This is a genomic window from Parcubacteria group bacterium, assembly GCA_016204045.1.
GTDB lineage: Bacteria > Patescibacteriota > Minisyncoccia > Phycocordibacterales > UBA2135 > JACQLQ01.
The window spans coordinates 199,253-225,698 of sequence record JACQLQ010000001.1 but is presented as its reverse complement, the minus strand read 5'-3'; the positions used below and the strand labels follow the sequence as shown (position 1 = coordinate 225,698).

General features: G+C 48.6%; 28 protein-coding genes and 1 tRNA gene. 14 read left to right on the top strand and 15 right to left on the bottom strand.

The genetic code is table 11. The annotated features are described in order from the left end of the window. From HY455_01320 to HY455_01285, 8 genes are all read left to right on the top strand, one after another. Nucleotides 1-537, top strand: coding sequence for a hypothetical protein (locus HY455_01320; protein MBI4118166.1), 537 nt, complete (start codon nt 1-3; stop codon nt 535-537). Between the two features lie 389 nt (nt 538-926). Then, the gene (locus tag HY455_01315) at nt 927-1,196 is read left to right on the top strand and encodes a hypothetical protein (GenBank protein MBI4118165.1); all 270 of its coding nucleotides are present in this window, start codon (nt 927-929) and stop codon (nt 1,194-1,196) included. A gap of 173 nt (nt 1,197-1,369) precedes the next feature. Further along, on the top strand, nt 1,370-1,651 hold the full coding sequence (locus HY455_01310) for a hypothetical protein (protein MBI4118164.1): 282 nt from the start codon (nt 1,370-1,372) through the stop codon (nt 1,649-1,651). 104 nt (nt 1,652-1,755) lie between these two features. Continuing rightward, nucleotides 1,756-2,199, top strand: coding sequence for a hypothetical protein (locus HY455_01305; protein MBI4118163.1), 444 nt, complete (start codon nt 1,756-1,758; stop codon nt 2,197-2,199). 74 nt (nt 2,200-2,273) lie between these two features. Further along, nucleotides 2,274-3,206, top strand: a complete 933-nt coding sequence (locus tag HY455_01300; GenBank protein MBI4118162.1) for a sodium:calcium antiporter — start codon at nt 2,274-2,276, stop codon at nt 3,204-3,206. Nucleotides 3,207-3,223: 17 nt separating this feature from the next. Further along, nucleotides 3,224-3,967: a class I SAM-dependent methyltransferase gene (locus tag HY455_01295; GenBank protein ID MBI4118161.1), complete on the top strand. Its 744-nt coding sequence runs from the start codon at nt 3,224-3,226 to the stop codon at nt 3,965-3,967. 143 nt (nt 3,968-4,110) lie between these two features. Then, the gene (locus tag HY455_01290; GenBank protein MBI4118160.1) at nt 4,111-4,713 is read left to right on the top strand and encodes a class I SAM-dependent methyltransferase; all 603 of its coding nucleotides are present in this window, start codon (nt 4,111-4,113) and stop codon (nt 4,711-4,713) included. 5 nt (nt 4,714-4,718) lie between these two features. Beyond that, nucleotides 4,719-5,144, top strand: coding sequence for a GNAT family N-acetyltransferase (locus tag HY455_01285; GenBank protein MBI4118159.1), 426 nt, complete (start codon nt 4,719-4,721; stop codon nt 5,142-5,144). 45 nt (nt 5,145-5,189) lie between these two features. Here the strand turns inward: HY455_01285 and HY455_01280 are convergent, their stop codons facing one another. Then, nucleotides 5,190-5,666 (bottom strand): nucleoside 2-deoxyribosyltransferase domain-containing protein, encoded by a 477-nt coding sequence (locus HY455_01280; protein ID MBI4118158.1) that lies wholly within the window; start codon nt 5,664-5,666, stop codon nt 5,190-5,192. A 236-nt stretch (nt 5,667-5,902) separates the two neighbouring features. Between HY455_01280 and HY455_01275 the strand changes: the two genes are divergently transcribed. Both HY455_01275 and HY455_01270 read left to right on the top strand, forming a co-directional pair. After that, a complete protein-coding gene (locus tag HY455_01275) occupies nt 5,903-6,511 on the top strand; it encodes a hypothetical protein (protein MBI4118157.1) in 609 nt (202 codons plus the stop codon). Next, complete coding sequence (locus HY455_01270; GenBank protein MBI4118156.1) at nt 6,504-7,496, top strand: DUF2157 domain-containing protein; 993 nt, start codon at nt 6,504-6,506, stop codon at nt 7,494-7,496. Before HY455_01275 ends, HY455_01270 begins: the two co-directional genes overlap by 8 nt. A 107-nt stretch (nt 7,497-7,603) precedes the next feature. Here HY455_01270 and HY455_01265 read toward each other — a convergent pair whose 3' ends face one another. Beyond that, entirely contained in the window at nt 7,604-7,864 is a 261-nt protein-coding gene (locus HY455_01265) for a hypothetical protein (protein MBI4118155.1), read from the bottom strand. A 133-nt stretch (nt 7,865-7,997) separates the two neighbouring features. On the opposite strand from HY455_01265, the gene HY455_01260 reads away from it, so the two are divergent. Continuing rightward, nucleotides 7,998-9,065 carry an acyl-CoA desaturase gene (locus tag HY455_01260; protein ID MBI4118154.1) on the top strand — a complete coding sequence of 356 codons (1,068 nt, stop codon included), beginning with the start codon at nt 7,998-8,000 and terminating at the stop codon, nt 9,063-9,065. Between the two features lie 62 nt (nt 9,066-9,127). Then, a complete protein-coding gene (locus HY455_01255; GenBank protein ID MBI4118153.1) occupies nt 9,128-11,287 on the top strand; it encodes an ATP-dependent DNA helicase RecG in 2,160 nt (719 codons plus the stop codon). A 62-nt stretch (nt 11,288-11,349) separates the two neighbouring features. Here HY455_01255 and HY455_01250 read toward each other — a convergent pair whose 3' ends face one another. From HY455_01250 to HY455_01195, 12 genes are all read right to left on the bottom strand, one after another. Continuing rightward, the gene (locus HY455_01250) at nt 11,350-11,988 is read right to left on the bottom strand and encodes an ATP-dependent Clp protease proteolytic subunit (GenBank protein ID MBI4118152.1); all 639 of its coding nucleotides are present in this window, start codon (nt 11,986-11,988) and stop codon (nt 11,350-11,352) included. Nucleotides 11,989-12,165: 177 nt separating this feature from the next. Further along, entirely contained in the window at nt 12,166-14,616 is a 2,451-nt protein-coding gene (locus HY455_01245) for a hypothetical protein (protein MBI4118151.1), read from the bottom strand. 75 nt (nt 14,617-14,691) lie between these two features. Then, entirely contained in the window at nt 14,692-14,934 is a 243-nt protein-coding gene (locus HY455_01240) for a hypothetical protein (GenBank protein MBI4118150.1), read from the bottom strand. A gap of 62 nt (nt 14,935-14,996) precedes the next feature. Further along, on the bottom strand, nt 14,997-15,431 hold the full coding sequence (locus tag HY455_01235) for a DoxX family protein (GenBank protein ID MBI4118149.1): 435 nt from the start codon (nt 15,429-15,431) through the stop codon (nt 14,997-14,999). Between the two features lie 176 nt (nt 15,432-15,607). After that, nucleotides 15,608-16,861 carry an MFS transporter gene (locus HY455_01230; protein MBI4118148.1) on the bottom strand — a complete coding sequence of 418 codons (1,254 nt, stop codon included), beginning with the start codon at nt 16,859-16,861 and terminating at the stop codon, nt 15,608-15,610. A gap of 19 nt (nt 16,862-16,880) precedes the next feature. Beyond that, entirely contained in the window at nt 16,881-17,798 is a 918-nt protein-coding gene (locus HY455_01225; protein ID MBI4118147.1) for a magnesium transporter CorA family protein, read from the bottom strand. A 91-nt stretch (nt 17,799-17,889) separates the two neighbouring features. Next, nucleotides 17,890-17,963 (bottom strand) — tRNA-Ile (locus HY455_01220). A gap of 105 nt (nt 17,964-18,068) precedes the next feature. Then, a complete protein-coding gene (locus tag HY455_01215; protein ID MBI4118146.1) occupies nt 18,069-20,024 on the bottom strand; it encodes an ATP-dependent metallopeptidase FtsH/Yme1/Tma family protein in 1,956 nt (651 codons plus the stop codon). Nucleotides 20,025-20,102: 78 nt separating this feature from the next. Next, nucleotides 20,103-21,299, bottom strand: coding sequence for an alanine dehydrogenase (locus HY455_01210; GenBank protein ID MBI4118145.1), 1,197 nt, complete (start codon nt 21,297-21,299; stop codon nt 20,103-20,105). A gap of 101 nt (nt 21,300-21,400) precedes the next feature. Beyond that, nucleotides 21,401-22,450 (bottom strand): HAMP domain-containing histidine kinase, encoded by a 1,050-nt coding sequence (locus HY455_01205; GenBank protein ID MBI4118144.1) that lies wholly within the window; start codon nt 22,448-22,450, stop codon nt 21,401-21,403. A 27-nt stretch (nt 22,451-22,477) separates the two neighbouring features. Then, a complete protein-coding gene (locus HY455_01200) occupies nt 22,478-23,176 on the bottom strand; it encodes a hypothetical protein (protein ID MBI4118143.1) in 699 nt (232 codons plus the stop codon). Between the two features lie 70 nt (nt 23,177-23,246). Continuing rightward, nucleotides 23,247-23,633 carry a response regulator gene (locus HY455_01195; protein MBI4118142.1) on the bottom strand — a complete coding sequence of 129 codons (387 nt, stop codon included), beginning with the start codon at nt 23,631-23,633 and terminating at the stop codon, nt 23,247-23,249. A gap of 172 nt (nt 23,634-23,805) precedes the next feature. On the opposite strand from HY455_01195, the gene HY455_01190 reads away from it, so the two are divergent. Then, nucleotides 23,806-24,753: an NAD-dependent epimerase/dehydratase family protein gene (locus HY455_01190; protein MBI4118141.1), complete on the top strand. Its 948-nt coding sequence runs from the start codon at nt 23,806-23,808 to the stop codon at nt 24,751-24,753. A gap of 2 nt (nt 24,754-24,755) precedes the next feature. Further along, a complete protein-coding gene (locus HY455_01185; protein ID MBI4118140.1) occupies nt 24,756-25,982 on the top strand; it encodes an aminotransferase class I/II-fold pyridoxal phosphate-dependent enzyme in 1,227 nt (408 codons plus the stop codon). An 88-nt stretch (nt 25,983-26,070) separates the two neighbouring features. Here HY455_01185 and HY455_01180 read toward each other — a convergent pair whose 3' ends face one another. Continuing rightward, a complete protein-coding gene (locus HY455_01180) occupies nt 26,071-26,406 on the bottom strand; it encodes a hypothetical protein (GenBank protein ID MBI4118139.1) in 336 nt (111 codons plus the stop codon). Nucleotides 26,407-26,446 lie beyond the last annotated feature (40 nt).

Here is a 26,446-nt window from a genome sequence, read left to right as displayed (position 1 = left end):
ATGGAATTACATATTTCAAAATTGGACGCCGCCAAGCGTCAGCTCGAAACAGCTATAAATTTATTTTTTAGGGGCGGAGACCCTATTGCGATACACACACTCGCGGGTGCAGCTTTTCAAATTTTGAACGATATCGGAGAAAAACAGAAGATAAAGAGTGTTCATGGCCAGTTGCTCGATTGGGTAAAGCCAGAAAAAAAGGATGAAGTATTCAAAGCAATAAATGCAGCCAAAAACTTTTTTAAACACGCCGATAAAGATCCGGATGGAATAATTAAATTCAACTTCGGGGCAACAGAATATTACATGATGGATTCAACGCGCATGTATCTACTTCTCACTAAACACAATGTCCCGTTGTTTCGCTTATTCGATGTCTATTTTGCGTCTAAGTACCCAGACACGATATTGCAAGGAAACATTCAGGGCGCTGTTAATCAGGCAATTAGTTTGTCTGGGGTCGACCCAAATAATCCTCAATCTTTCTTAAAATTATTACCAACGATCGAGGAGGCGCTTCTAAATTTAAACTTGTAACTAAAATAGCCGAGTGAGCCGCACCAAAACGAGACATGGCAAGCGGCCCAAGAAACTCTTAAATATTATGTGGTTCAGTTCTATCTCTTTTGTCTCTACAAAAATTGTAAATAAGGTCATGAACCTATATGGAACCAATTGATTCTGAGGGCTCTATTGCAGAAAACTTAAACTCTGTCTTCCGACATTGGGGACCGACTCTGGTGGTCGTTGGAATAGCCCTTACTCTGTGGCAATATCTGGGGCACGAAAACTTAATCGATGATACATTGCGAACCACATTTTGCTATAATCACAGAGTCGCCACGTTATTTACAAAAAGTGAGGGACAAACATGGAATTGGAACACGCGATATCGGACAGATGAATATTTCTCTAATTGGGGTAGTATGATAAATAACGAATACGCGAAAGATGTTTCTGCGAGGCAGAGTTTAATTGCAACAATACACAACATGGAGGCCGCAAATAGAATACTTGGGAGACTTGAATATCAAGAGCCTTTTGTCGGCATTGATGGAGGACAGCGTGCAGTAGACCAACTAAAAAATCAAGTATTCAAAGACCTCACCGACATCTCAAAAACGATCGCCTCAAATTTGGAAATGGTGGGGTTTAGTGAGAGGAGCTGTAGCGATGTAATTTTACAGACTCCCTGATGTGCCCAGATAAAGAGGGGGGCTCACCTGATGAGGGCATCTTCCGACTGGAGCCCCACGTTGAGAACCGTGGGTTCTCAAAGAGTTCTATCCCTCCCGTCTCCGCAAATCGTAACTTCGCGCTCGAGAGACCGGGGTTGCTTTGTCATAATCAATTAGTAAACTATATTTGTATGGATAAGGAAAAGAAAATAGATAATTATATAACTGCCGCCGGGAACTATATACGTACACACCCTGATACAACGGGTACTACAAACGCGATGATAGCTCTTACTATTTCAATACAACAAGTTGAAAATCAAGCAAAACAACTAAATAAGAACATGGAAAAATTCAATCAAACCTCATCTGAGCTATCTTCTAGATTAGTGGTATGGACAAGGGCTTTAGCTGTTGCCACTATAATTTTAGCAGTTGCCACTGTGGTTCTAGTGGTTATTGACTTCTCTTAATATCAGTGGATTCCCGAAAGGCAATTGAATTCCACTCGCTCCGCAGGATTGAACGCTCGTCCGAGAGACCGGGCAAATTGTGAACTTAATCAAATTTTATAAACATGCTGGCCAATTTCTTAAATCTGTTAATACGGTTTGTTGCGGATAATATTGCAGTACCTTTCGTGTTCTCATTTTTTACTGTGGTAGGTGGCGCAACACCAATCGCCACTCTTATATATATATTTTCAAAGAAAGAAAAAAGATTATTAAATGCACATGCCGATGAAGTAGAACGCTCGTTGCCACTTCTAGAAAAATTACTTGAAAAGATGGTTCAATTGGTTGAAAAATCCATAACCCCCCAAACTCTTGGCGAAGGTGCTGATAATTTTAGGAAAGTCGTTGAAGCACAAAATATGATTGAGGAAAATAAAAAATTTATAAAATATGCAAGAAAATATAATTTCATTTCTGCGGTCGGACATGTTCTTAGAGTGGGTAATTATATACCCAAGGGAATAAGTGAGCACAAGGAAATATCGAAGAACCTTCCCGGTTCTTAGTCCAGCGATACTTAGCTAAAGTAGTCGCTCCTATCCCGACCGACTCACACTGCAATTTTGTACAATTGAAACTCATGTCCAACCTACTCTTTCTCGCCGCGTCGCTCTTTGTGGTCATTAAAAGCGCTGACCTGGCGATCAAATACGCTACATATTTTGCGCACATCCTCCGGCTCCCCAAATATGTCGTTGGCTTTCTTGTTGTCGCAGTCATTTCCATACTTCCGGAGACACTTATCGGCATAGACGCATCGCTACGCGGTGTCCCCGCTTTCGGATTGGGGACACTTTTCGGTTCAAACGTGGCAGACCTCACACTCGTCTTTGCCATTGTCGTTTTCGCAACTGTGAGCGGGATAAAAGTCGGGAGTAAGATCCTCGAACAGAACCGCTGGTATCCCCTCCTCCTCGCCTTGCCGATTTTCGTCGGCTTCGATGGCTACTACTCGAGAATCGAGGGCGTACTCCTCATCGCCGCTGGTCTCTTCTTTTTCTACTGGACATTCAGAGAAAATCATCACCACGCCCCTTCGCAGGGAGAACACCACCACTATCACTACCTCTTGAACCTCTTGTACCTACTCTTGAGTACGGGTGGTCTCATTGTGGGCTCGCATTTAACCGTACAATACGGTATCGCCCTCGCCGAATCGGTGAGCTTGAGCCCCATACTCATCGGCATGCTTGTTGTCGGTTTGGGCACCACTCTTCCTGAACTCCTTTTCTCCATTCGCGCTGTCCGGCAAAACAGAGATGAGCTTGCCCTGGGCGATATCCTCGGCACCGTCATCTCTGACGCAACGATTGTTGTTGGTATCTTGGCCCTCATTAGCCCTTTTTACTTTCCCAAAGAGATCGTCTACATCACCGCCGCGTTCATGGTCGCATCGGCCTTAGTGCTGTTCCAATTCATGCGCTCGGGAAAACTGCTGACTAAAAAAGAAGGTGTTCTCCTTGTCTTGCTCTACATAGTTTTCGTTGCCGTTGAATACATACTCCACGGGTAATGGTGTACACTTACACTATGCCGAAACAAACTAAAACATCATGGGAAGAGTCGGCAGAGTGGTACGATGAGTACCTTACGGGCGCTGACACGTATCAGGAGAAAGTAATCCTGCCGAACCTGCTCCGCATCCTAGAGCTCAAGAAGGGAGAGCGGGTGCTCGACCTTGCTTGCGGACAAGGGTACTTCGCAAAACACTTGCTCGAAAAAGGGGCGGGTGTCGTCGGTGTTGATGCGTCAGAGGCGCTTGTAGAAAAAGCTAGGCACGCACTTCCGAAAGCAATTTTTCATGTCGCAGATGCAGCGAAGCTCCCCTTCGGCGACGATACCTTCGACACGGTCGTGTGCATCCTTGCACTACAGAACATCGAGAACCTTCTCACGACACTCAAAGAGGTGCGCAGGGTGCTTACCAAAGACGGCAGATTTATCTTTGTCGTGAATCATCCGGCCTTTCGCATACCCAAACATTCAAGCTGGGTCTGGGACGACAAAAACAAAACACAATACCGCCGCGTCGAGCAATACCTCACTCCCGCGAAAGCAAAAATAGAAATGCATCCCGGTGCAGACAGTTCATACACGTGGACATTCCACCGTTCGCTCCAGGACTTTGCGAAAGCACTCCGTACGGCGGGCTTCGCTATTACGCGTATGGAGGAGTGGATCTCGCACAAGAAAAGCCAGAAGGGCCCGCGCACCGAGGGCGAAGATCGAGCACGCAAAGAAATTCCCCTCTTCCTCGCCGTTGAAGCACGTTAAAAAACATTCCAACATTCTATAGAATATTAGAATGTTGGAATCTGCCAATAGACAAGGACGACGCTCTCTGGAAAACTTTTGAGTAAGGAAGACTGAATCCCTGCTTCATGGGTAAGGACTCAATATAAACTAGTAAGCAATCTATGGAAAAACCTCCTAGACAGTGGGTGGAGATACCAACAACTAATTGGGGGCTGAAGGACTACATGCGTGACCTGCAATTAACGCCGGAGGTTTTGAGTGGTAAGACAATTCTTGATGTGGGGAGCGGGACGAGAAGATTCACCAAAGAATTACAAGAGGCGGGAATAGACGCTCAAGTGGTATCACTCGACCCCGTCTTTGCGTCTCCGGAAGAAAAACAACGTTTTCATGAGAGGATACGCGTTGAAGAGCCCCTAGAAAAACTTTTACAAGAAACAAACACTCCCGGGGTACGCGAAAAAACTGTTGCTGGAATTGCGGAGATGCTTCCCTTTGAAGACGAGACTTTTGATTTAATCATTGCTCACTATTCTCTGCCGCTTTACGGCACGCACCAACAGGTAAGTCAGTTTTTTAAGGAGGCTTTGCGCGTTTTAAAAGTTGGCGGAGAGTTGCGGTATGCACCCGCACTTGCATTCTCCCGTGACACAAACATAGAAGAAATCATACAAAAAATGGTTACCGAGAAAAGATGCAGAATCCTTCAAAATGGTATAGGAAACCAACCAACGATTTTACAAAAACTCCCTGAGACATCATAAACACAATGTTTTCCATACGGAATTACAAAACATCTGATTACGCGGCGGTTGCTTCGCTTTACAAACAAGGCGAACTTTATGGTGGGCAATTTGACCTCAATCGCGACTCAGAAGAACGCTTGGCACGGAAAATTGCCGAGGACCCGGAGGCAATTCTCATCTGCGAGTCCGGAGGAAAGACAGTGGGAACAATTTCACTCATTGAAGATACGCGGACTGCATGGCTTTTCCGTTTTGCGGTACTGAAAGACGCAAATGAAAAAGATGTCCTTACTGTCCTATGCGACAAGGCGCTCGCAATCTTGCAAAGCCGCGGGCACTCCCAAGTCCTCGTCTTGGCACCTGTGGGCAACAAAGATTTCGAGGCACGCTACGCCGCACTCGGATTCGAGAAGGGCACGGATTACACCTGCTATTTTCGGAATATCTAATTCTCCCGAAAGACACTTTTAAAAAAGACTCCGAAACTGGAGCCTTTAACCTTTGGGTGTCCGCGTCGCCACCATCACAGCTGCTGCGATCATTGTTTCCCCGAGTGTATGACATACGGGGACGTTGTATTTGCGCGCGACGTGATCTACATACTCCATTTTCGGCGCGCCACGCGGGTATCCGAGCACAATTTTCCCCGACCCGCAGAACATGCCAAACTCAACATTGGTCGTAAAGCCGGGAAGGTGCCTCAAGTCGCGTGGAACCCAGAATGCGATTACTGTCGCTTCGTTCAAATACTTCAGTTCCCACTCAATCTGTGCGTGGTCAAAATAATCGGGCCACTTTCCATCCCGCGGAAGCGGAATAAAGACAGACCCTGGAAACCTTACCTCCGAGAGGTGGCGCAAAGCGAGTGGTCGCCAATTGTAATCGCGCTTTGTGCGCGGACTGGGACCGGCGAGGAAAATGCTTGGGCCTCCTGTCTCCTCGTGATGCTCGTGGGCATAGACCTGAATCATCTCTATATATCCCCTTCACCTATCTGGCCTCCAGAATATCGGAGTAGTTTACAAATGTCCACCGACGAAAGTCCTGCTTCAATCTGCTGTTATTTTGTGCTACAGTTATACGCATGAATCCCGTACGAAATCGCGGACGCCACTACCATGTGTTTAATAGCACAGATAAAAAACTTTATTCGTAATTTAACAATAGGAAGACGGACATTTTTTGTCCGCGTCCTATTTCGTACGGGATGAAAGACTTTGTAAAGCAAAACTTCGCATTAGTACTCGCTTTTGCGCTTCCTTTGGCACTTATTACCATCATTGCTGTGGGCGCTTATCTCCCGTCACTTTTCCTCTCCACTGACCACAACTTTGTGTACGCATCTTGTGTCGACGGCTCTGAATATCGTCCCCAACCCTGTGATAAATATCTGCAACAGCGCTATTCAGTGGGAGAGGGCTCTCTTGTCGTAAACAACATAGACCCAAACCAGGACTTAGATAAAAACGGGGTATTGGATGTGAAGGAAAGCTATACTGCCCGATTGTTCCTCCACGATACAAAGACAAACGAGAGCCGCGAGATTACGATTGAAGAGGCAAAACAATTGACGTTAAACAACCTTCTCACCTCCCCCGACGGAGTGAGTATATCGAGCGACTATAGCCGCGCACCCGAGATGTTTCCGTTTTTCGGCGGGGGTTCTTCGTACGGTCACTACCTGACCAAGGGGAAAAGCAAAACGCGGCTTAACCTCATTAACGACAACGGTAGATATTATTATCAAAACAATTTTCAGTTTATTGGGTGGGTCTTACCAGGGAGAAGTGTAACCGAGACAACGATCTATGAATAAGGAAGAACTCTTAAGAGAACTTTCGGCAAAGGTGGGCGCTGGGGAAGTTACTCGCGCGGAAGTGATGAGCCGGTTGGGCACAGTACCAACACAAACAGCGCAGGGAGAATCTCTAGCCGCAAGCGGGATTATGAGCAAGCTCTCGCATCTTTCGATAACCAAGATTCTCTATATCATCGGCGCAGCAATCGTGGCAGTCGGTATCATCATCTTTATCGCGCAAATCTGGGAAGATATCGGTTCTATCGGACGCATATTGGTAACACTCGGACTTGGCCTCATCTTTGCCGTCACCGGATCAGTGCTGTTGAAACAAAAACCTGACCAATACATTGGTGCAGTCTTCCACTTTATCGGAGGAGTGCTTATTCCGAGCGGAGTCGTGGTGACTCTCTCCGAGTTAGGTGTTAAAGTCGACTCCGTGTGGCCTCTCGCCATTATCTTTGGGGTACTTTTCCTTTCGTATGTACTCTTGAGCACCGTACACAAACACCTTGTTTTGACACTCTTCGCCATAACGAACGGTACGGCGTTTGTATACCTTATCGTCCACGCGATCGTAGACAGCACGGGCCTCCAGTGGCGAGATCTGGATGCGTACCTAACCATGGTCGTTGGAGCTTCTTATTTGTTGCTGGGACACTCCTTCCGCGACAGCTGGAACAAGAAACTTGTCGATGCTCTCTACTTCTTCGGCGTCGCGGGCTTTCTTGGGGCCGCATTTACCCAAGTGTGGGACAACATTTTCTGGGAGCTTATTTACGCCCCACTTGTCTTTGGGGGCCTTTTCCTTTCGGTATACATGAAGAGCAGAAATGTTCTTGTCATGAGCACGGTATTCCTCCTTGCCTATGTCGGATATATTACGAGTGAGTATTTCGCAGATTCGCTCGGTTGGCCTATCTCGCTTGTCATTTTGGGCTTCATCTTCATCGGTCTAGGGTACGCCTCCATCACCATCAACAAGAAGTATATTAAAGCTTAAAGCCGAGTGAGCATACCTACACTATAACGTCAGAAAAAATTAAAAAACTGGTCGCGCTCGGCGGCCAGTTTTGCGTATTCTAAGCACCTTCAAAGCATAGGTGATATCTAATCAATGGCAAGTAGATCCAACCACGGCTGTGTCCACTCCTTCCTCCATGAGGGAATGGTCGCCGCACACGTGGTAATTGCGGCCGAGATCCCTAAACTTACCCAAAGCCATCCTTCAAAAGTAACCGTGACTACCGTCTCGCTGTCTGCGAAGGTCATCCAGATGAGGCCAATCACAAAGCACCCATAGGTCACGATAGCGGTCAACGCAAGCGCGTTTCCAACAAACCTCCGCAGTTCGCGCGAGGGAGTTGCCATTTGAATACCTCAAGGCTCGGTTTCTCGCTAACTTAGAAAATAACACTTTAAAAGTACCTTGTCAAACATTCCATTGTATTTCCCATGGTTCTCCGCTATGCTTGGCGCAGAACAATGGGGGTGAAAAAATGCAATGTTTGCGTTGATTCGCCTACTCTTCAAGCCGCCTGAAATCCCTCGAGCACCCGACGAAATAATCGACTGGCGGGGCTCAACTCTGTACTTTGTCTTTAACGCAATCGCTGTAGCGGGACCTTTCCTGCTTCTCTCTTTCCTCCCCTTTTGGCATGCGATCCTTGTGTCCGCGGTCTTTGCTCTGCTCCTCTATACGCTCGCATGCAAAAAGAAAACGTGGGAAACGACGGCGGGCATACTTCTTGTGACACACGCTGCAATCCTCCTCTCCCTCCCGTCCCCCTCAGACTTCCTCGTGCTCCTGAGTATGGATATCTGCTTTGTGCTCTTTTTTGTGAGACTCTTTTTCGTCCACACGGGGCACCACATCTACTTCAGTCACACAGGGTTCAGGACGGGGCGATTGAGCCAGTGCGTACTCGCGTTTGTTACAGAAATGGCGTTGCAAAAAGGTGTCCTCCAGTGGGCAAGCAATCATCGTGACCACCACACATGGTCAGACACACCAAAAGACCCCCACACTCCAAAGAAGGGGTTCTGGTGGAGCCATGTTGGCTGGATAATGTCTCCCAAATACGCGGACTATCGAAGCACTCGAGTACTCAGAGATTTTGGGCAGTTCCCAGAAATTGTCTGGCTCGATCGGTGGTATGTTGTGCCACCGTCCATTCTCGGCATACTTGTTTTCCTTCTCGGTTTCGCTTGGGGCGGATGGGTGGGTGGCATTTCGACGCTCATTGTCGGATTCTTCTTCTCGACCTTTCTTGTCTGGCACTGGACATACGCGATCAATTCATTTGCGCACGTCTTTGGTACTGTGAACTACAAGATCACACCGGAGGACACGAGCAAAAACACCCCCGCTCTACGCGCAACCGCCGGAGAGCAGAACCACAACAATCATCACCGTCATGAAAAAAGCGTCCGGTTTGCGCTCTTTGACGGAGAAGAAGACTGGGCGTACCCAATCATCAAGTGGCTCGAGCGAATCGGGATTATTTGGGATTTGCATGAACCAACGCCCGAGCAAATACAAAAAGGGTTCTTGGAGCCTCGTACAACCTGACACACTGTGTGCCAGGTTTTTTCTTTGTTTACCTTCTATGTATGACAGGGTAAAGTATAGGGATGCATCCCAAAGACGCTCTCGAAAAACATTTTCGTCTTATCAAACAGCAGAAGGCTGCGCTCAAAAAACTAAGGATAGAGACGGTTAGTGATTTGCTCTATCACTTCCCCACGCGTTATGGAGTGGCCATGCCTCAAAAAAACATTAACGAGCTCAAGAAAGGTGATGAGGTGGTCGTCTCGGGGAAACTGCTCAAACTCGAAAAAACGAGGGGTTGGAAAAAGAGAATCTCTATGACCCGGGCAACCTTAGAAGATCAGAGTGGCAAACTACGCATCGTTTGGTTCAACCAGCCCTACCTTGCAAAGATGATGCAGGAGGGGGCAATCGTGACCCTTAAAGGTAAGGTTGGCGAGGACAAGAACGGATTGTATCTTGCAAACCCGACGACAGATACGACAAACATCCTCCCCGGTGTGAAGGGCGGACTCTTGGGGGGAGAGGGAGAAAGTGGCACCCTGCAAGCGAGCTATTCCGAAAGTCGTGGCATCTCAAGTCGCTGGTTCTACTACGCTTTGAAAAAGGTATTTGCCGCAAACGTACATAAAAAGATAGAGGAATATCTTCCAGAGGCAATCCTCAAGAAGTACCACCTCCCCTCTCTCTCAACTGCACTTGTCTGGATGCACCAACCTAAGACGATGGGGAATGCGGAGGCGGCACGCAAACGTTTTTCGTTTGAAGAAGTATTCTTCATCCAGCTCTCACGACAAAAGGCTCGCCAGGAATACCAGACACATGAGACATTTCCTGTGGAGGTTGCAGACGAGGCAATCTCTGGATTTGCCGAGCGTTTCCCGTTTGAACTCACACACTCGCAACAGGATGCGATTCACGCGATTCTCGATGACTTCTGTAAGGGTAAACCAATGACACGACTCCTCGAAGGAGATGTCGGTTCGGGTAAAACGGCGGTTGCGGCCGTGACGGCGCACGCTGTGGTTACCTCACGCCCCAGGGGGCAAGACTTTGGAAATCTCCAAGCCGCCATAATGGCACCAACAGAGATCCTCGCCAGACAACATTTTGAATCGTTCATACAACTGTTTTCCCACCTACCAATCCAGATCGGACTCATCACCGGAAGCGAGTGTCGCAAGTTTCCTTCGAAAGTATCCGCTAGCTGGCAGAACGGCAACGGTTCAACCCCCATCTCGCGCACGCAACTTTTAAAGTGGGTAGCGAATGGTGAGATTCCTATTGTCGTCGGCACGCACGCGCTCATTCAGAAACACGTGAAGTTTAAAGACCTTGCATTTGTGGTGATTGACGAACAACACCGCTTCGGTACCATGCAGCGTTTTGAGCTCGTGCGAAAGGACAAACGTGTGCCGCATTTACTCTCAATGACTGCGACCCCAATACCGCGTACGCTCGCACTCACCATATACGGCGACCTGGACCTCACCCTTATTGCAGAAATGCCACGAGGCAGAAAGCCCATTATGACCGAGATTGTTGAGCCCAAAGAGCGGGCACGTGCATATGAAAAGGCGCTGGAAGAGCTGCGAGCAGGACGACAGGTGTATGTCATATGCCCTCGCATCGACGAGCCCGATCCAGAGAAAGAGGGTGCGCTTATGGTGAAATCGGTAAAGGAGGAGGCGGCGCGGCTCAAAAAAGAGGTGTTTCCTGAGTATGAGATAGCAATCCTTCATAGCAAGATGAAACCAAAAGAGCGCGAGAGCGTAATGCAAAAGTTTTTGAAAAAAGAGGTCAATATTCTCGTCGCGACATCGGTCATTGAGGTTGGCGTGAACGTGCCAAATGCAACCGTGATTATTATTGAGGGCGCGGAACGATTTGGCCTCTCACAACTCCATCAACTTCGTGGACGCGTGCTCCGCTCGACCCATCAGGCATACTGCTTTGTCTTTCCCGACACAAAAGTAGCGGGACTCGCGCGATTGCGTGCACTTCGTGATGCAAAAAATGGGTTTGAGCTCGCTGAACTGGATCTCCGCCTACGCGGTGCCGGAGAACTCTCCGGCAAAAAACAATGGGGCATCTCGGACATTGGGATGGAGGCGATCCAAAACCTAAAGATGGTCGAGGCAGCGCGTGCTGAAGCGGCAATCCTTCTCGAAAAAGACTCTGGCCTTGTGAAATATCCCCTTCTTCGCGAACGCATGACGACAGAAGAAACACATTGGGAATAGCACAAAAATACTCCAACAATCTCAAGATTGTTGGAGTATTTTTGTTAGAAAAAAGCACCCGATTATGGGCGCTGTCGATTTTTCGATATGGTATCGATGAAGTTGGAGCTTAGCGCTTCCTCTGCGTTCAAGATCTTTTCTTTCTTGCTCAATTTCTGGATACGTGAGAGCGAGAGACCGCTTTTCTTGGCCATCATCTCAAACACTGTATCTAGCTCATCTTTGGCGCCCCTCACAATACTCCCGAAATCAGTCTGGTCTATTCGTGAGTCTGGCAAGCTCACCCCATGAATCATGAAGGAGGCGTGCGGATAGGCGACCCTTCTCCGACATGCCTGAAGAATGAAGAACGCGCACGACTGTGCATTTCCGACCACAACGGCATCAACAGGCGACTCAAGATGTTGGATGGTGTCCACTATCTTGAGCGTCTCTTCAAAGTCGCCGCCTCGAGAGTTTATGAAAAGTGTGATGGGAAAAGACGCCGCTGCATCAAGCAGTAACAATTGCTCCGTTAAGCGTTCTGCCGCATCCTCATCGATTACGCCAAAAAGAAGGACGCGCCGCTTTAATATTAGAGGCAAGTACACACGCCCCCAGAGACTGCCTAGAAGATCGCTCGCAACATCGGCAACCGTGCTCTGAATAAATGCCGAAAGCTGTTCACCTGCCTCTTGAGGAGATGCTCCTCTCTTTACCATTCTTCGGCCCCCACCACGTCTTGGTGTCTTCATTTCTTACTATGTGCACCAGGGATCTTATCTAGGGATACCATAACGAAAGTTGGGACACAATTGACGTAATCTCGCTCCCGCTATCAAGTAAAAACCACTCCGACTATGGTCGGAGTAGTTTTTACTTTCTTCACTTTATAGTCTTTATTGACTAGGAGAAAAACCCTTGAGGAGTTGATTGGTATTTTCGTAGAGTGACCCTCTGGGAGCCCGGTAGAGCCGCACTGCTCCCCCTTGGGTTGAAGCGGGAGGCGGCACAAAATTCACTTCATCTGTTTTGTAATATTGCTGAGTTTCAGATGACTGCGGAGGTTGTTGGTACTGTTGATACACTGGTACATCCTGATGGGTTGGTTCTGGTGACGGCAGTGTGTTTTGTTGATATTGATACTGTTGCTGTTGCTCAAACTGTTTCTGATACTCCGCTTTGTATTGCTCCTCATATTGTCTCTGATATTGCTCTTGCTGGATCTCAACTCCTTCCCTGTGCGGAGGTTCCATTGGGAGCTCTCGCGGTCGTCCTTCAAACTGCCCTTCGTATTGTTTTTGATATTGTGCCTTGTACTGCTCTTCGTATTGCTTGCGATATTCATCGCTTCCGGGTTGTTCAAACGGCTTTTGTGAATTACCTTGCGGCGGAATGCTGTCTAATCTCCCCTCTCCACCTACTCCGCCACTAAAGCCTCGACACTCTTCGGGGTGTTCTTCACAAACGCGTTGACATTCTTCCTTTGTCTTGCATCCTCCTGGCCCACCGGGGAACTCACCGCCAGTTCTCCCTCTACCAGGGAATTGCTCTTCAGTCGCCCCGCCACCAGGAAACTCTCGGTGCTCTTCGCCGCGCCTCTCCCCTCCGGGAGCTCCCGAAGGCGGCATAAACTTTTCACATTCTTCTAGATTTGACTGGCAATAGCTTGTACACTCCTCTATCGAGGTACAACCACCAGGGCCTGAAAAACCACCCGGGCCACCGCCGCGGAAATCACCTCCGGGACCACCGCCTGGGGGGCCGAACCCTTGGCATTCTTCACCATGCTCCTCACAATACGCCTCACACTCTTCACGTGTCTTGCATCCGCCTGGGCCGCCGAATCCTCCGGGTCCGCCAAATGATTCCTGTAATTTCTGGAAGCAACCCTCTAATTCACTGAAGTCAGTTTTGGTTGGGTCAAACTCACCACCCTGAAGTTTCCGCAATCCGTCTTCGCCCACTGTTTCTTTGATACATTCGGCTGCTTCTGGTGGAAGTGAATTGAGCTGTTGACCCACTTGCTTAGTTAACTGGCTGAAGCATCCCTTCATCTTGCCTTCGAGTGAGCGGTCAAACACCGGTTCACCACTCGACATTTTGCTGAAGTTCTCTTCACCCATGTTTTCCTTCAGACACGAGACAACCTCGGGAGGCATTCGCTCAAGTTCCTTTCTGAAACGGTCTGTCCCCTCTCGCATCCGTGCCAAATCCTCTTCTTTCATAACGCCGTTCGCCTGTGCCCACTTAAAACATTCCTCACCGTTGGCTTCGCAATATGCCTCACACTGCTTTTTGCCCTTACAGCCCCCTGGCCCTTTGCCGCCGGTTTTTCGAATCATTTCTTTTTCATCAGCAGAGAGAAGATCTGCTTTTTCTGCAAAGGCTATACATTCATCAAGATGGCCTTCTGCTTCACAATACTTCTCACATTGCTCCTTTGATGTACACCCTCCTGGTGTTTCCCCACGCTTCATAAGTGGCAATATCTTTTTTGCCTGCCTCAACTCTTCTTCCGGCATAAAGCCCGCGTCTTCCGCAAAAGCGATACACTCGTCCATGTGGTTGACATCAGCGCAGTAAAGCTCGCAGGAGTTTCTGTCTTTACAGCCTCCAGGGAACTGCTTACCACTTTTGACTAATGCCTGAATTTTCTTTGCCTCTTGTATCTTTTCGTCTGCATGCCCCATTTTTTCCGCAAAGGCGATGCATTCGTCCAAGCGGTCTATACTGCTACAATACGCCTCACATGAAGACCACGAGTTGCAACCGCCGGGGCCGTTTTGAACATTCAAAAACTTTTCCTTGGCGTCTTTCTCCTCATCTTCGGAAATAAGTTGGTGCTTTTTCGCAAAGGCGAGACACTCACGTGCGTGGTCTGCATTATCGCAATACGTCCGACAGTCTCCTTCGTTTTTGCAGTTACCTAACTCTCTGACTGGGAATGTTACGTTTCCTAACGAACCCTCATTGCTCTTCTTGTCCTCTTTTTGTTCTACCGCTTTAGAAGAGACGACATCTTCTTTGGGCTCCTCTTTTACAATTTTACTTGATGCGATGCCGTTCTTTGGGGCTCCAATTTCAAGCTTGGTGGTATTGTTGGCACAGTCAATAATGTACGCTGGCATCGCAGGATCAAATGAGAGATCATTAAATACCGCGATGTTGTTGCTGCTAAAAGATCTTGGGCAGCCGCCAAGCCCACCTCCGTACGATGACCCCTTCGCGGGATTCATCGAAAATTCCTGGATACCGTCGGGGTCTCTCAAGGTAAGAGTGTAGAAACCGCTGCTTTCATCTTTCTTGAGGGAGATTGAGGAGTCCTGCGCCGCAGCAAAGGCAATCATTCCGAAACTTGCAAATAGCCCAACAGAAAGAATTAGGAGGGCTAAGACTTTTTTAGATAGAGCAAGAGACATAGGTTATCGGAGTGGATTATCGTATTTAAAGGGGTTTGCCCGATCGACAGGGTTCACCTCCGGCACATCTTCGGCCGGGTTAGTCGAGATTTCTGGTACTGCATCGCTTACTTCTTCGACGCTTTGCACAACGCCCCCCGACCCCTCTTTATTCTTGGTCAAATACCAAAGGCCGGCAACGATAAGAGCGAGGACGAGAATTCCCACCCCAATCATAGAAGGATTAATTTTTGTCTCAGTGTTCATATTCTGTAAGTTTAGGAGAGGAATGCCTCTTTATTACACACAGCTACTAATCTCCGCACAAATTACATGTGCTTCTTGAGCCAGTGGTGATCGAGCGAGTACTTTCCTGGACCAGTTACCATGATTGAGACTAGTGCGGCAATGAGGAGAAGAACAAACTCATAGCCACCATTCTGCACAAAAAAGCCGTTGCTGACGTGAACTAACACAAGGGCAACAATGGCCACAATACCAGTAAGCTTTGCCGCCCAGTGCGTGAAGAGACCGGCAATCAACGCAATACCTCCGACGATCTCAACAGTAAGTAGAACTATTGCAAACAGATCTGGGGCTGGAAACCCGAGAGAGCCCAGAAACTCTGAGACTCCTGGGACACCCTGCGTCGTGAGTTTCGTGTACCCGTGTATAAAAAAGACGAGACCTGTAGCAATGCGAAGAACAAGCGGTGCGACATCAGCACAACGCTCTGTACACGCACAATGAATCATTTTTTGCATAGATATTCCTCTTGCGACTAATTATTAAATGTGACTAATTTTCCTTTTCATTATATCACAAAAACGCCCATCAAGTGGAAAACTTTCGATGAGCATGATTACCTTAAAACAACTTACAACCACTTTTTGTGCCGGAAATAGAGGAGAAGTGTCACACCAAGAATCAAAAGGCAAGTTTATGCTTGATGGATCCGTTCCAACTCCGGAACATGCACTTTTCTCATGAAATAAAACCCAATGGCGACAAAGACCCCCATGGCAATGAGTGCGATCCTATAACGAACTGGCCCCAAGGGTACAAGGAGGGTTGTGATAAGCCCCCACGCCACGGGCCCCAAAAGAGTCGAGACCCTTTCCGCGAGAGTGTAGAAACTAAATCCAAAGTTAAGCTGGTCCTTTGGACAAAGTGCGATCATTGCCGCTCTCGTCACCGTCCAAATCGCCCCAAAAAGAAATCCCATGAAAATAGCGGCGACGACAAAGAGGGTGAAGTCAGTGATAACGCCGAGGAGTGGAAAGAGCACGACCCAGCTCCCAATAACGAGGAGCACTGCCCTCTTCAACCCGATCTTATCTGCAACGAAGCCAGAGCCGAGTGCGCCAACGACCGAAGTCCCAAGGATACCCACCAAAAGTAACGACTTGGTGTCGTCTGGTATAGAAAACACATTCTCGAGAAAGATGGGGAAGTTATTTGAAGCAGTTATGATGGCGTCATTGAAAAAGAAGTACGCGAGGAGAAACAGTCCCATGCCCGGTGCTTTAATGAGTGTCTTAAACTTTTTCCATTGACTTCGATATTCGTCTTTCAAACTAACATCTGCCACGATTTCTTTTTGTTTCGGCAACCTAAAAAAGAAAACCATTGGAAGAGCGAGGACAAAGAATAGAACGGTCGGCACAAGGAACGCTTGCGCGCGCCCAACTTCGCCGATCAAATAGACCGCCCCCTCGGCAAAGGGAAGAGCAACTAAAAGCCCGACAATCTGTCCCAACCAATTGCCCGCTTGGCCGATGCCAGAGATAAGGCCCCATTTCTCCCGAGGGGCAATGTAGTGGAGGAGGGCGTTGTAAAAAACAAATGAAAACTGGTAAAAGTAATTCGCTAAAAGGAAGAAAAGGGCCGCAAGAACCACTTCGCCTGAAAAGAAGAGCGTTGTGAGTGAAGCACCGAGAAAGCAGAAGAAAGTGAGAAAGGTGATGGAGTTCAAATATCTCTGTTGCCGGCCGGTTTTGTCAGCAATACTCCCCAAAATAGGCGCAGTCGCCAGAAGCATGAGTGAACCGATGGCAAAGATCAAATTGTACCAGATATCGGCAACTCCATTTTCAACGACAAGCCACTGGGCAAAATAGAGAAAGAAAACAATCTCGACAACAGAGTTCGCGAAATCGTAGAGGGACCAATAGAAAATGTTTTTCTTATTCATGAGGAGTTTCCTCCGTCACTTACAACCATTTCTTGTAGCGGAAATAGAAAATGAGCGTTGACCCGATGAGGAGCATCAATCCTAGAAGGACCCAAAAATCATAAGGCCCGTCCCGAAGCGGCAAGAACTCATGATTCATTCCCCAAAGTGAGGCCATGAAGTTAAGTGGCAAAATGATGGTTGAAAATATAGTAAGAAGGGTCACAATCTTAGAGACTCGGTTAGAGGTGAGCGACTCGTTTGTGGCGTGCAAAGCCTCAATAGTTTCCTTATGGTTTTCAATCAAGTGCCTAATTTTACTTTCATTTCTCGCAAGGTCGACGAAGTATGGTTCCATCTCGGCACCATAAAACTCTTTCGCCACCTGCGGTAAAAGTTGCTTTAGAATCGTTTGGTGTGGGGCAGTCACCCGACGAAAATCAAGTATGTCGCGCCTTGCGTTTGAGATTTCTTCAATGATTGAGGCATGCTTCTCGTCAAAGATACGGTCTTCGATGTCCGTCACCGTCTCTTCAAGGAAATCGAGGTCACTCAAGAGTGACTTCATGAGCCACTCAATAATGCCGTGGACAAGCTTCCCCGTGTTATCCCCGAGGAGCTCATTTTGCCACTCCTCATCTTTCTGAAATTTCTTAAACAGTTCGTCGAGTTGGGGGTGCGACTCGTACGTCAACGTTACAAGCGCGTTCTTAGTGATGAGAAAGTCTACTTCAACCGCCTTATTTTTCGATTGGTCTCTGTAGATGATCGGGAAGTGGAGGATAAGGAATAAGTGATCCTTGTATTTTTCTAGCGCCGGATGAAGTGTTGGCGTTTCAATGGATTCGATAACAAGGGGGTGAAAAGGAAAGAGATTTTTTATAAACTTAAAGTCGCCCTTCCCGGGTTCAGTGATCTTTACCCACGTTATACCGTTTTTCTCAAATACAGAACGCATGATTATGAATCGACCCGCCTGGACTCGAACCAGGAACCGCAGAGTATATCACAAACTGATATAATGCCTTCGCTCGGGACAAAAACAAATGTGTGCCCGCCTGGACTCGAACCAGGAACCGCAGAGGTATAAGCTCTGTGCTCTAACCAATTGAGCTACGGGCACATGTATTCGTTTTTGTCATCCTCGCTCGACATTGGAAGCTCTGTGCTCTAACCAATTGAGCTACGGGTCGGGCTTAAGCCGTAAGAGCCTTTAGCCTTCTTTATACTACTTTGTTTCTGCCACCACCTCAACTTTTCTTTTAGGTTCTATGCCGTGCTTGCGGAGGAGAGATTCAAATTCAGCACGTTCAAGCGTCTCAACCCGAATAAGTTCTTGAGCGATGGACTCCAATACTTTCCGGTGTTCCCCCAAAAGATCTTTCACCTGTTGTAAGGCGTTGTCAACGATTTTGGCGACTTCTCTATCGATCTTTGCAGAAATATCTTCGGAATATTCTCGATCGGCGCTTCCGCGCGCACGACCTAAGTATGAACGGCCACCCGATTCTTCATAAGCCACGGCACCCAATCCGTCTGACATGCCATACTTTGTAACCATGTCACGAGCAAGTGCGGACCCAACCTGAAGGTCGTTAGACGGCCCAGTTGTTATATCACCAAAGATCATCTCTTCGGCAACGTATCCACCGAGCGAGACGGCAATATCATCAAGAAATTCGCGACGTGACTGAAGACGCCTTTCTTCGAGGGGAAGCTTCAACGTGTACCCACCAGCATGTCCACGCGAAACAATAGAAATCTTGTGCACAGGGTCTGCGTAGGGAAGTACTGAAGCGACGAGCGCATGACCCGCTTCGTGATATGCAGTGATTTCTTTTTCTTTCTTTGTAAGGAGGTGGCTTTGGCGTTCCGGTCCCAACATGACCTTTTCGATGGATCGAATAAGGTCGTGCTGTGTCACTGTCTTTCTGTCATGACGCGCAGCGAGAATAGCTCCTTCGTTCATAAGCGAATAGAGATCTGCTCCAGAGAAGCCCGGGGTGCGTTCGGCAATCACGTGGAGGTTCACGTCTTCTGCAAGTGGCTTTTTTTCTGCATGGATTTTCAAGATCGCTTCACGATCATGTACATCGGGGAGGTCGAGAATTACGCGACGATCGAAACGACCAGGACGAAGGAGTGCCGGGTCAAGCACATCTGGTCGGTTGGTTGCGGCCATCACGATCACCTTCTCGTTTGGTTCAAAGCCGTCCATCTCAACTAGAATCTGGTTCAGTGTCTGCTCGCGCTCGTCATGCCCACCACCCATTCCCGTACCGCGGATGCGCCCGACTGCGTCGATCTCATCGATAAAAACAATTGCGGGAGCAACTTTCTTTGCCAACTTAAAGAGATCTCGTACTCGAGAAGCACCGACACCGACAAACATTTCTACAAATTCTGAACCGGAGATGGAGAAAAAGGGCACCTTTGCTTCACCCGCAACTGCACGCGCGAGCATGGTCTTGCCTGTGCCTGGAGCACCCATGAGGAGCACGCCCTTGGGAATGCGCGCACCAATGTCGAGGAATTTTTTCGGACTCCTCAAGAAGTCTACGACTTCTTCGAGTTCATGTTTGGCCTCTTTTACCCCGGCAACATCTTTGAAGAGCACGCGTTGCGCTTTGTCGTCTGGATCAATCATCCGCGCCTTTGATTGGCCAAAGGTAAATGCCTGCATGCCAGCCCCCTTCACCTGACGCGAGACGTACCAGAAGAAAATGACAATAAGTATGAGTGGCAACAGGAAAGGTGCTACTTGGAGGAGCCAAAAGAGAAAGCCCGATTCTTTTTTGATTTCAACCTCGATAGTAGCGAGCTCTTTTGTGGTGACTCCGTAATTAGCAAGTGTCTCTGAAAGCGCTGTTTCGCGTTCCTTTTTTGATTTTCTGATAGTCTCGTCTTTGTATGTGAGCGTGATCTCTTCTCCCTCAACAACAACTTTTGTCACAGCCCCCGCCTGAATATCTTTGGCAACTTGGGAGATGGCGATTTCTTCTGTTTTGTTTTCCCCTGTTATAAAAAGAGAGGTCGCCAAAATAATCATGAGGAGAATGACAAAGGTCGTGAGGAGATTACCGAAAAAGCCCTGCCTTGGCGACAGGCTCTTGCTACCATCCTTGACCCCCTTTAGTATCCTTTTGCCTATCTTTTGGCCTTTATTTTTCTCCTTACTTTGCATAAAAGCATTGTACAACAAACGAATATTGGTGGCAAATCATGAAAAAGGCGCCGTCGGTCTGCCGATGGCGCCACACCTTTAGATAACATCTCTTACATTGCGATAACCGTCTACCATACCAAGATCGTTAGCAACGGCCACATTTGTGATAAACCCGGTATGCGTTTGGATACCTGACTCAAGGACTGGATGTCTTAGTACCCCTAGCGTTAACCCTTCCGCGGCAAGTGTCGAAAGAATTGGCAGAAGCGCTCGTGAGAATGCGGGAGTCGATTGTCGAGGAAATTGTCCTGGGATATTGGGGATTGCGCAGTATAAGACTTTGTTCTCCAGCACACGTATGGGCTCCTTGTGTGTCGTGGGGCCCACCATCCCTTCCACCGAACCACCCTGATCAATAGCGATATCGACAATAACTGCTCCGCATTTCATCAAACGCACACGTTCTTTTGTGAGAACGACTGGAGCGTGAGCTCCCGGACTTGCGACAGCGCTCACGACCATGTCTGCATTTTGAAGCGACTGCGGAAACAGGTCTTTGTTATCAGGATGATCTCCTGCAACAATGACATTTAGATTGTTTCTATAATGCCCCGCTAGGTATTTGCGCGTCTCGGGGTTTTTCTCAAACAAGGTAACAAGGGCACCCGCCCCACACGCAGTCTCTGCGGCATGATATCCTGCAATACCACCTCCAATGATGACGACGTGTGCCCTTGGAAAATCCGTGAGGATCCGCGGCGTCATGATGTGACCGGTGGGTGAAAAATTCCCGAGTAGGACACCGAGCCCGCCGCAATATTTCTGAAGATAGTGCGCGCCGTATTGTACAGCAGCAACACCTGCAATCGCGCTCATCGGAGCAAGTATGGGGAACCTCCCGTTGTCATCGCGGACCGTCTCGTAACCAAACACGGTGATTTGTTCGTCCAAGAAACGTTGTAGCCACTCTCTTGATGTACCAGCAAAGTGCGGAAAACAACAAAGTGTTTTGCCGTGAAGGAGTGGGAGTAGTGGCGATTCTTCGGGAAGAAGACCCTTTACTTTGACGACAACGCCTGAGTTACGAACAACATGTTCAGTGGTGGGGGCGAGTGCAGCTCCAACTGCTCTGTATTCATCATCCGAGAAACCTGACCCCGCTCCAGCACCCATCTCAACATAGACAATATGACCATCTGCACGTAACGCGCGAACACCATCGGGTGTGAGAGCCACTCTGTGCTCGCCATCCATGCGCTCGCGAAGGATGCCAATACGAGAACTGCGCGCCATTTCTGCCTCCTTAGGGGTGCGCAAACACCCCCTTCTGCCCTTTGTTGTAGTACAAAAGACCTCCACAGTCAAACCCATGGAGGTCTTTTGTTTGTTCGAATCTATAGCTTTTCAAGATGCTTTTCTGTCTCTGATGTAATAAGCGGGATTTTGAAACTAAAGGTTGTCCCCTTTCCACTCTCGGAGGTAAACCAGATATCGCCACCATGTTCTTTAAGAAAGGTTTTTACAATGAAGAGACCGACACCAAACCCCCCAGGGTCCTTCCGTCGTGCACTTTCAGTTCGGAAAAACTGCTGAAAGATCTTTGCCTGATCCTCTTTCGGAATGCCGATACCAGTGTCAGTAATGCGAAAGATGAAGTGAGAGGCAACTTCTTCTGTTTCTACCGCGATCGAACCACCTGGGTCGCTATACGACACAGCATTTTCAAAAAGCGTCTGTACTACAATCGCTACTTTTTCCATATCGACTTTGACAGACGAGTTAGACGCCACCTTGATGTCTGATCGGAGCGAAATACCTTTGGCGGTGACGAGCGCCTCTAGGGAGGTCACTATTTCCTTCACGCGCGTAACCACATCCTGCACAGGAACCACTTTGAAGTTGTAGGTCACCCTGCCCATGCTTGCCTGTGATGCTTCGATTAAATGCTCTACTGCAGTAAGCACACGTTCATTTTCCAGGAGCACATCTTGGATGCTTTTGACACCATCATTGCCGAGGCTCTGCTTCTCTGCCTCCTTGAACGCTTCTTTGATACTCCATTTGATACCCGCGAGTGGGGTGCGAATATGGTGAAGCACCATTGAGATGAACTGATCCTTTGATTTGTCTACGGTGCGCACGACCACCACCTCTCGACGAAGTTTGTTCACAGTTCGGGTAAGAACCAGAGCGTAACTCGCAAGTGCTCCAAGGAGAGCAAACGCCGTAAAGAGTATCAGGAACTGGAAAAATGCTTTTGTTGATGACGATACCGCACTAAAGAAGACGCTCAGTGCCTCGATGTCGCGCGTGGGCACTTCATACACAAAAAACGCTACGAACGCTATTCCCGCGTAGGCACCAATAAGGAGCCCAGCAGAAAGCGTCAGTAGGTTTTCCTTTATCAATCCCTCATCCGGTATGCGGTTCTCTTCAGCATCCATGAACTAATAGACCAAAACTTGATTCTGTTATTTGTCGATGCCAGACGGCGTCTTGCCGTAGACGAGACCAATAAAAACGAGGAGGAAGCCAAGCGGGACGACAAGGTCTGCCCAGTGAACGTTGAATTCCAGTGGGACAGGGCCAAGAAACACGTGAACTCCACCGAAAATACCGATAACAATCGTACCAAGACCAATAAGGAGCGCGCGTACGCGAACTCTCTTGCTAACCGCCCTGAACGACTCACTCAAGAAGAAGAGTCCTAACGGAATTAGTATTCCACTTAGCACGCCGAGTCGCACATATGCAAAGTGTGCGGACGTCCATTTATAGACAGCGGTGAGTGGGCCGAGCTCGCCAAAAAGGTTCAGCACCTTCGGACTAAACAAGATGACTGAGCCGATAAAGAGACCTGCCGCGATAATGACTCCGACAATAAACTTCGGCAGAAATCCGTGTTTTTTGTACAACGCAAATGCCAAGAGCACGAGATATGCGCTTGCAAAATAGTGGAGCGGCAAGCTGAACGCTGCTCCCATAAGCTGGGCGTAGACGGTTCCACCAACGACGACGGCCGTAGCCCCAACCAACGTACACCCTGTCCAAGCCACGGCGAAGTTCCTAAAGTAGTGAGCATAAAGGTTGTCTGGATCCTTCTTGTATGCTCGATGCAGAAACGCCGACGCGATGATAAGGAGTGGTAATAAAACTAAAAAGTGTCCCATAGTCTAATCTGCTTAAGGTCGTCTCCTGGTTAAACGCCGGAGAAAAACCTCATTATTATTAATAACTTTACTATTTAAGAAATTGCTGGATCTTTGCCACAATATCGTCTAGGTCGACGTGGGCCTTAACAAGGAAGCCCGCCGCACCAAGCTGCATACCCTTCTCAACCTCGTCCTTTTGGCCAAGATTGGAGACGATAAGCACGGGAGTGTCCTTAAGTGCTGGATCAGCCTTGATCTGCCGCAGAACCTCATACCCGTCCATGCCAGGAAGAAGGAGGTCAAGCAGGATGAGGTTCGGATGTGTTTTCCGTGCCTCTTCCAACCCTGTCTCCCCGTCTAACTTGATGGCAAAGTGAAAGCCCTCTTTACCCAAACGCTTCGCGAGTAGGTCGCTCAAAAACAAATCATCTTCAACTATCAGTATTTTCTTGTCTTCTGGGATTCCTTCGGGCATGAAATAAGGCGCCTTGCGCGATATATACATAATAGCAGTAAACCACACTGCGGAATAGGAATCTTTTCCACACAAGAAATTAGGCAATTCTCTTTGCCAAACCGGAATTGACACCCTGCCAGGCACTGCTACGCTAGAACAAGACCACAAGCCTTGCGGCAAGGTGAACGAAATGAGTACGCCAGGAAAAATCTTGGTAACAGGGGCTGGGGGACAGGTTGGTTCTGATCTGACCACAGCGCTTAGGCAGAGATACGGCGATGGAAACGTGGTAGCAAGCGACAAGAACGATCTTGAACATGTTGGATTGTGGAGACGCCTTGACACGAGTGACAAAGACGAACTCAATGAGGTTGTTGTCGATTACGGAGTTGGCACCATTTTTCACCTCGCGGCAGTGCTTTCGGCAGTAGCGGAAAAGGAGCCGGTACGAGCATGGAGAGTCAACATGGACGGTCTGTTGAATGTCCTGGAAACCGCTCGTGCTCATAGATGTCGAGTCTTCTTTCCAAGCTCTATTGGCACCTTCGGCCCACTCTCGCCGCGGATGAATACGCCACAAGATACGATTCAGCGCCCCAATACAATGTACGGGATTACAAAGTTGACTGGGGAACTTCTGTGCGACTATTATCACCGTCACCATGGCGTTGACACTCGTGGTATTCGTTACCCAGGGATCATTTCGTGGTCCCACACGCCAGGCGGCGGCACGACAGACTACGCAGTAGAAATCTTCAAGGCGGCCCTCACTCGCGGGCACTACGAATGCTATCTGAAGCCAGAGACTGCGCTCCCGATGATCTACATGCCCGATGCTGTACGCGCCGCCATTGAACTCATGGAGGCTCCCGAGACACGACTCATGCACCGTAACGGATTCAACGTTACCGCCATGAGCTTCACTCCCCGGGAACTTGCCCTAGAGATCAGGAACTTCATTCCGACCTTCAGGATGACCTACAAGATTGATCCGGCTCGGCAAGCCATTGCGGATTCATGGCCACAGTCCCTCGATGATTCCGCTGCACGTCATGAGTGGGGTTGGAATCACGTATTTGATCTAGAGCCAATGGTTGCGGACATGTTGAATAAATTGTCTGCGAAAGGCAGGGTGTAACAATGCCCACAGAGAAGCTCGCTCACGTTTTCTCGGCAAAATTGCGAGAGCTTGGTGCTACTGGCACATTGAAAGGCAATGAACACGTCGTGTCCGCTGTCGTGCCAGCCAAAGACGGCACGGGACCACGCGTTATGCTTTTGGGGCACGGCGACAGAACATTCTTAAAGATGAATTCAAACTCCTATCTCGGGCTAGACTGCGACGAACGAGTCATCACAGCCGAGGTCGAGGCCACTCACCGCTTTGGTGTTGGCCCAGGAGCGGTGCGATTCATCTCCGGCACATCCACCCCTCATATTGAATTGGAGCGGGGACTCGCATCATTCCATGAGAGGGAAGACGCGATACTCTTTAGCTCCGCATATGCTGCTGTTCTTGGAACCTTGAATGCTCTCATCACTGACAAGACACTAGTGGTGAGCGATAAACTCAACCACAACAGTATCATCAATGCTGTTCGCCTCTCACGCCCTGTGAAGAGTGCCGTCTATCGTCACCTCGATATGAGTGAGCTTGCGTGGTCACTCGATCACTATGCTCACATGGCGAAACGCGCCTGCATTGTGACGGATGGAATCTTCAGTATGCGCGGCGATCATGCGCCACTTCACGAAATAATGGCAATCGCACGAGCCCATAATGACAAGTACGAGGAGGGGGTGTTCGTCGTCGTCGATGATTCACACGGCGTTGGAGCATTTGGGCCTACTGGCCGTGGCACCGAAGAATATGTCGGAGCGAAAGCAGATGTACTCATTGGCACCTTGGGTAAATCGTTTGGGGTCAATGGGGGGTATGTTGTGGCAGATGGCAGAACTGTTGCTTATTTGAAGGAAACAGCTCCTACCTACATCTATTCAAACCCTATAACTCCAGGCGAAGCGGCCGCCGCTTTGCGCGCCCTTCAGATCTTGGACGGTCTCGAGGGAATCGAACGCGTCAGAATAGCACGCACTTTGGCGGAGCATCTGCGCTTCGGGCTCGAAGCGCGTGGATTTGAAACGCTTGGAGATGAACACCCGATCGTTCCCCTACTCACACGAGACACAGAGAAAACACAGAAATTGGTGGCGCATCTCTTCGAAAAGAACATTCTCGCGACGGGCATCACATACCCAGTTGTGCCGAGGGGTGAAGAAGAGATTCGCTTCCAAGTCACGGCCGCACATACGTACAAAGATATTACAAGTGGAGTTCTTGTCGCACTTTCTCAATTTCCGAAGTAAATACAATCGCCACCCGGGGCTTGTCGAAGGGTGGTTTTTTTGTAAACAAAAAAGCACCGATGCGGTGCCGTTAAACCAAGACAATATTTTAGATTTCGAGTTCCTTTGGCGAAACGACGAGATTGGTCTGACCATTCACGCGAACAACGCGCGGGTGTAGACCTTCTTCTACACAGTAGTTGCATACCAATCTTGCGGCTCCGCGCAAACTCTCCATGGTCGCATCTTCTGTGTAATAATCTTCTCCGTATTGTAAGACCATCGCAACAGCAAGATGTTTGCTGTTGTCCCCCGCAATCTCGATGGTTCGTTGGATATTCACAATGATTTGGTCGGCACGCTTTCGTTCGCGGTCAAGCCAGAGCACCGCTTCTGCGCTTCTCGAGCGCAGTTTCTCCATCCATCTCTCACCAAGCGTCATCATTGTTCCCCATCAGGCCGCCCTTGTCCCGAGTTGATACTAT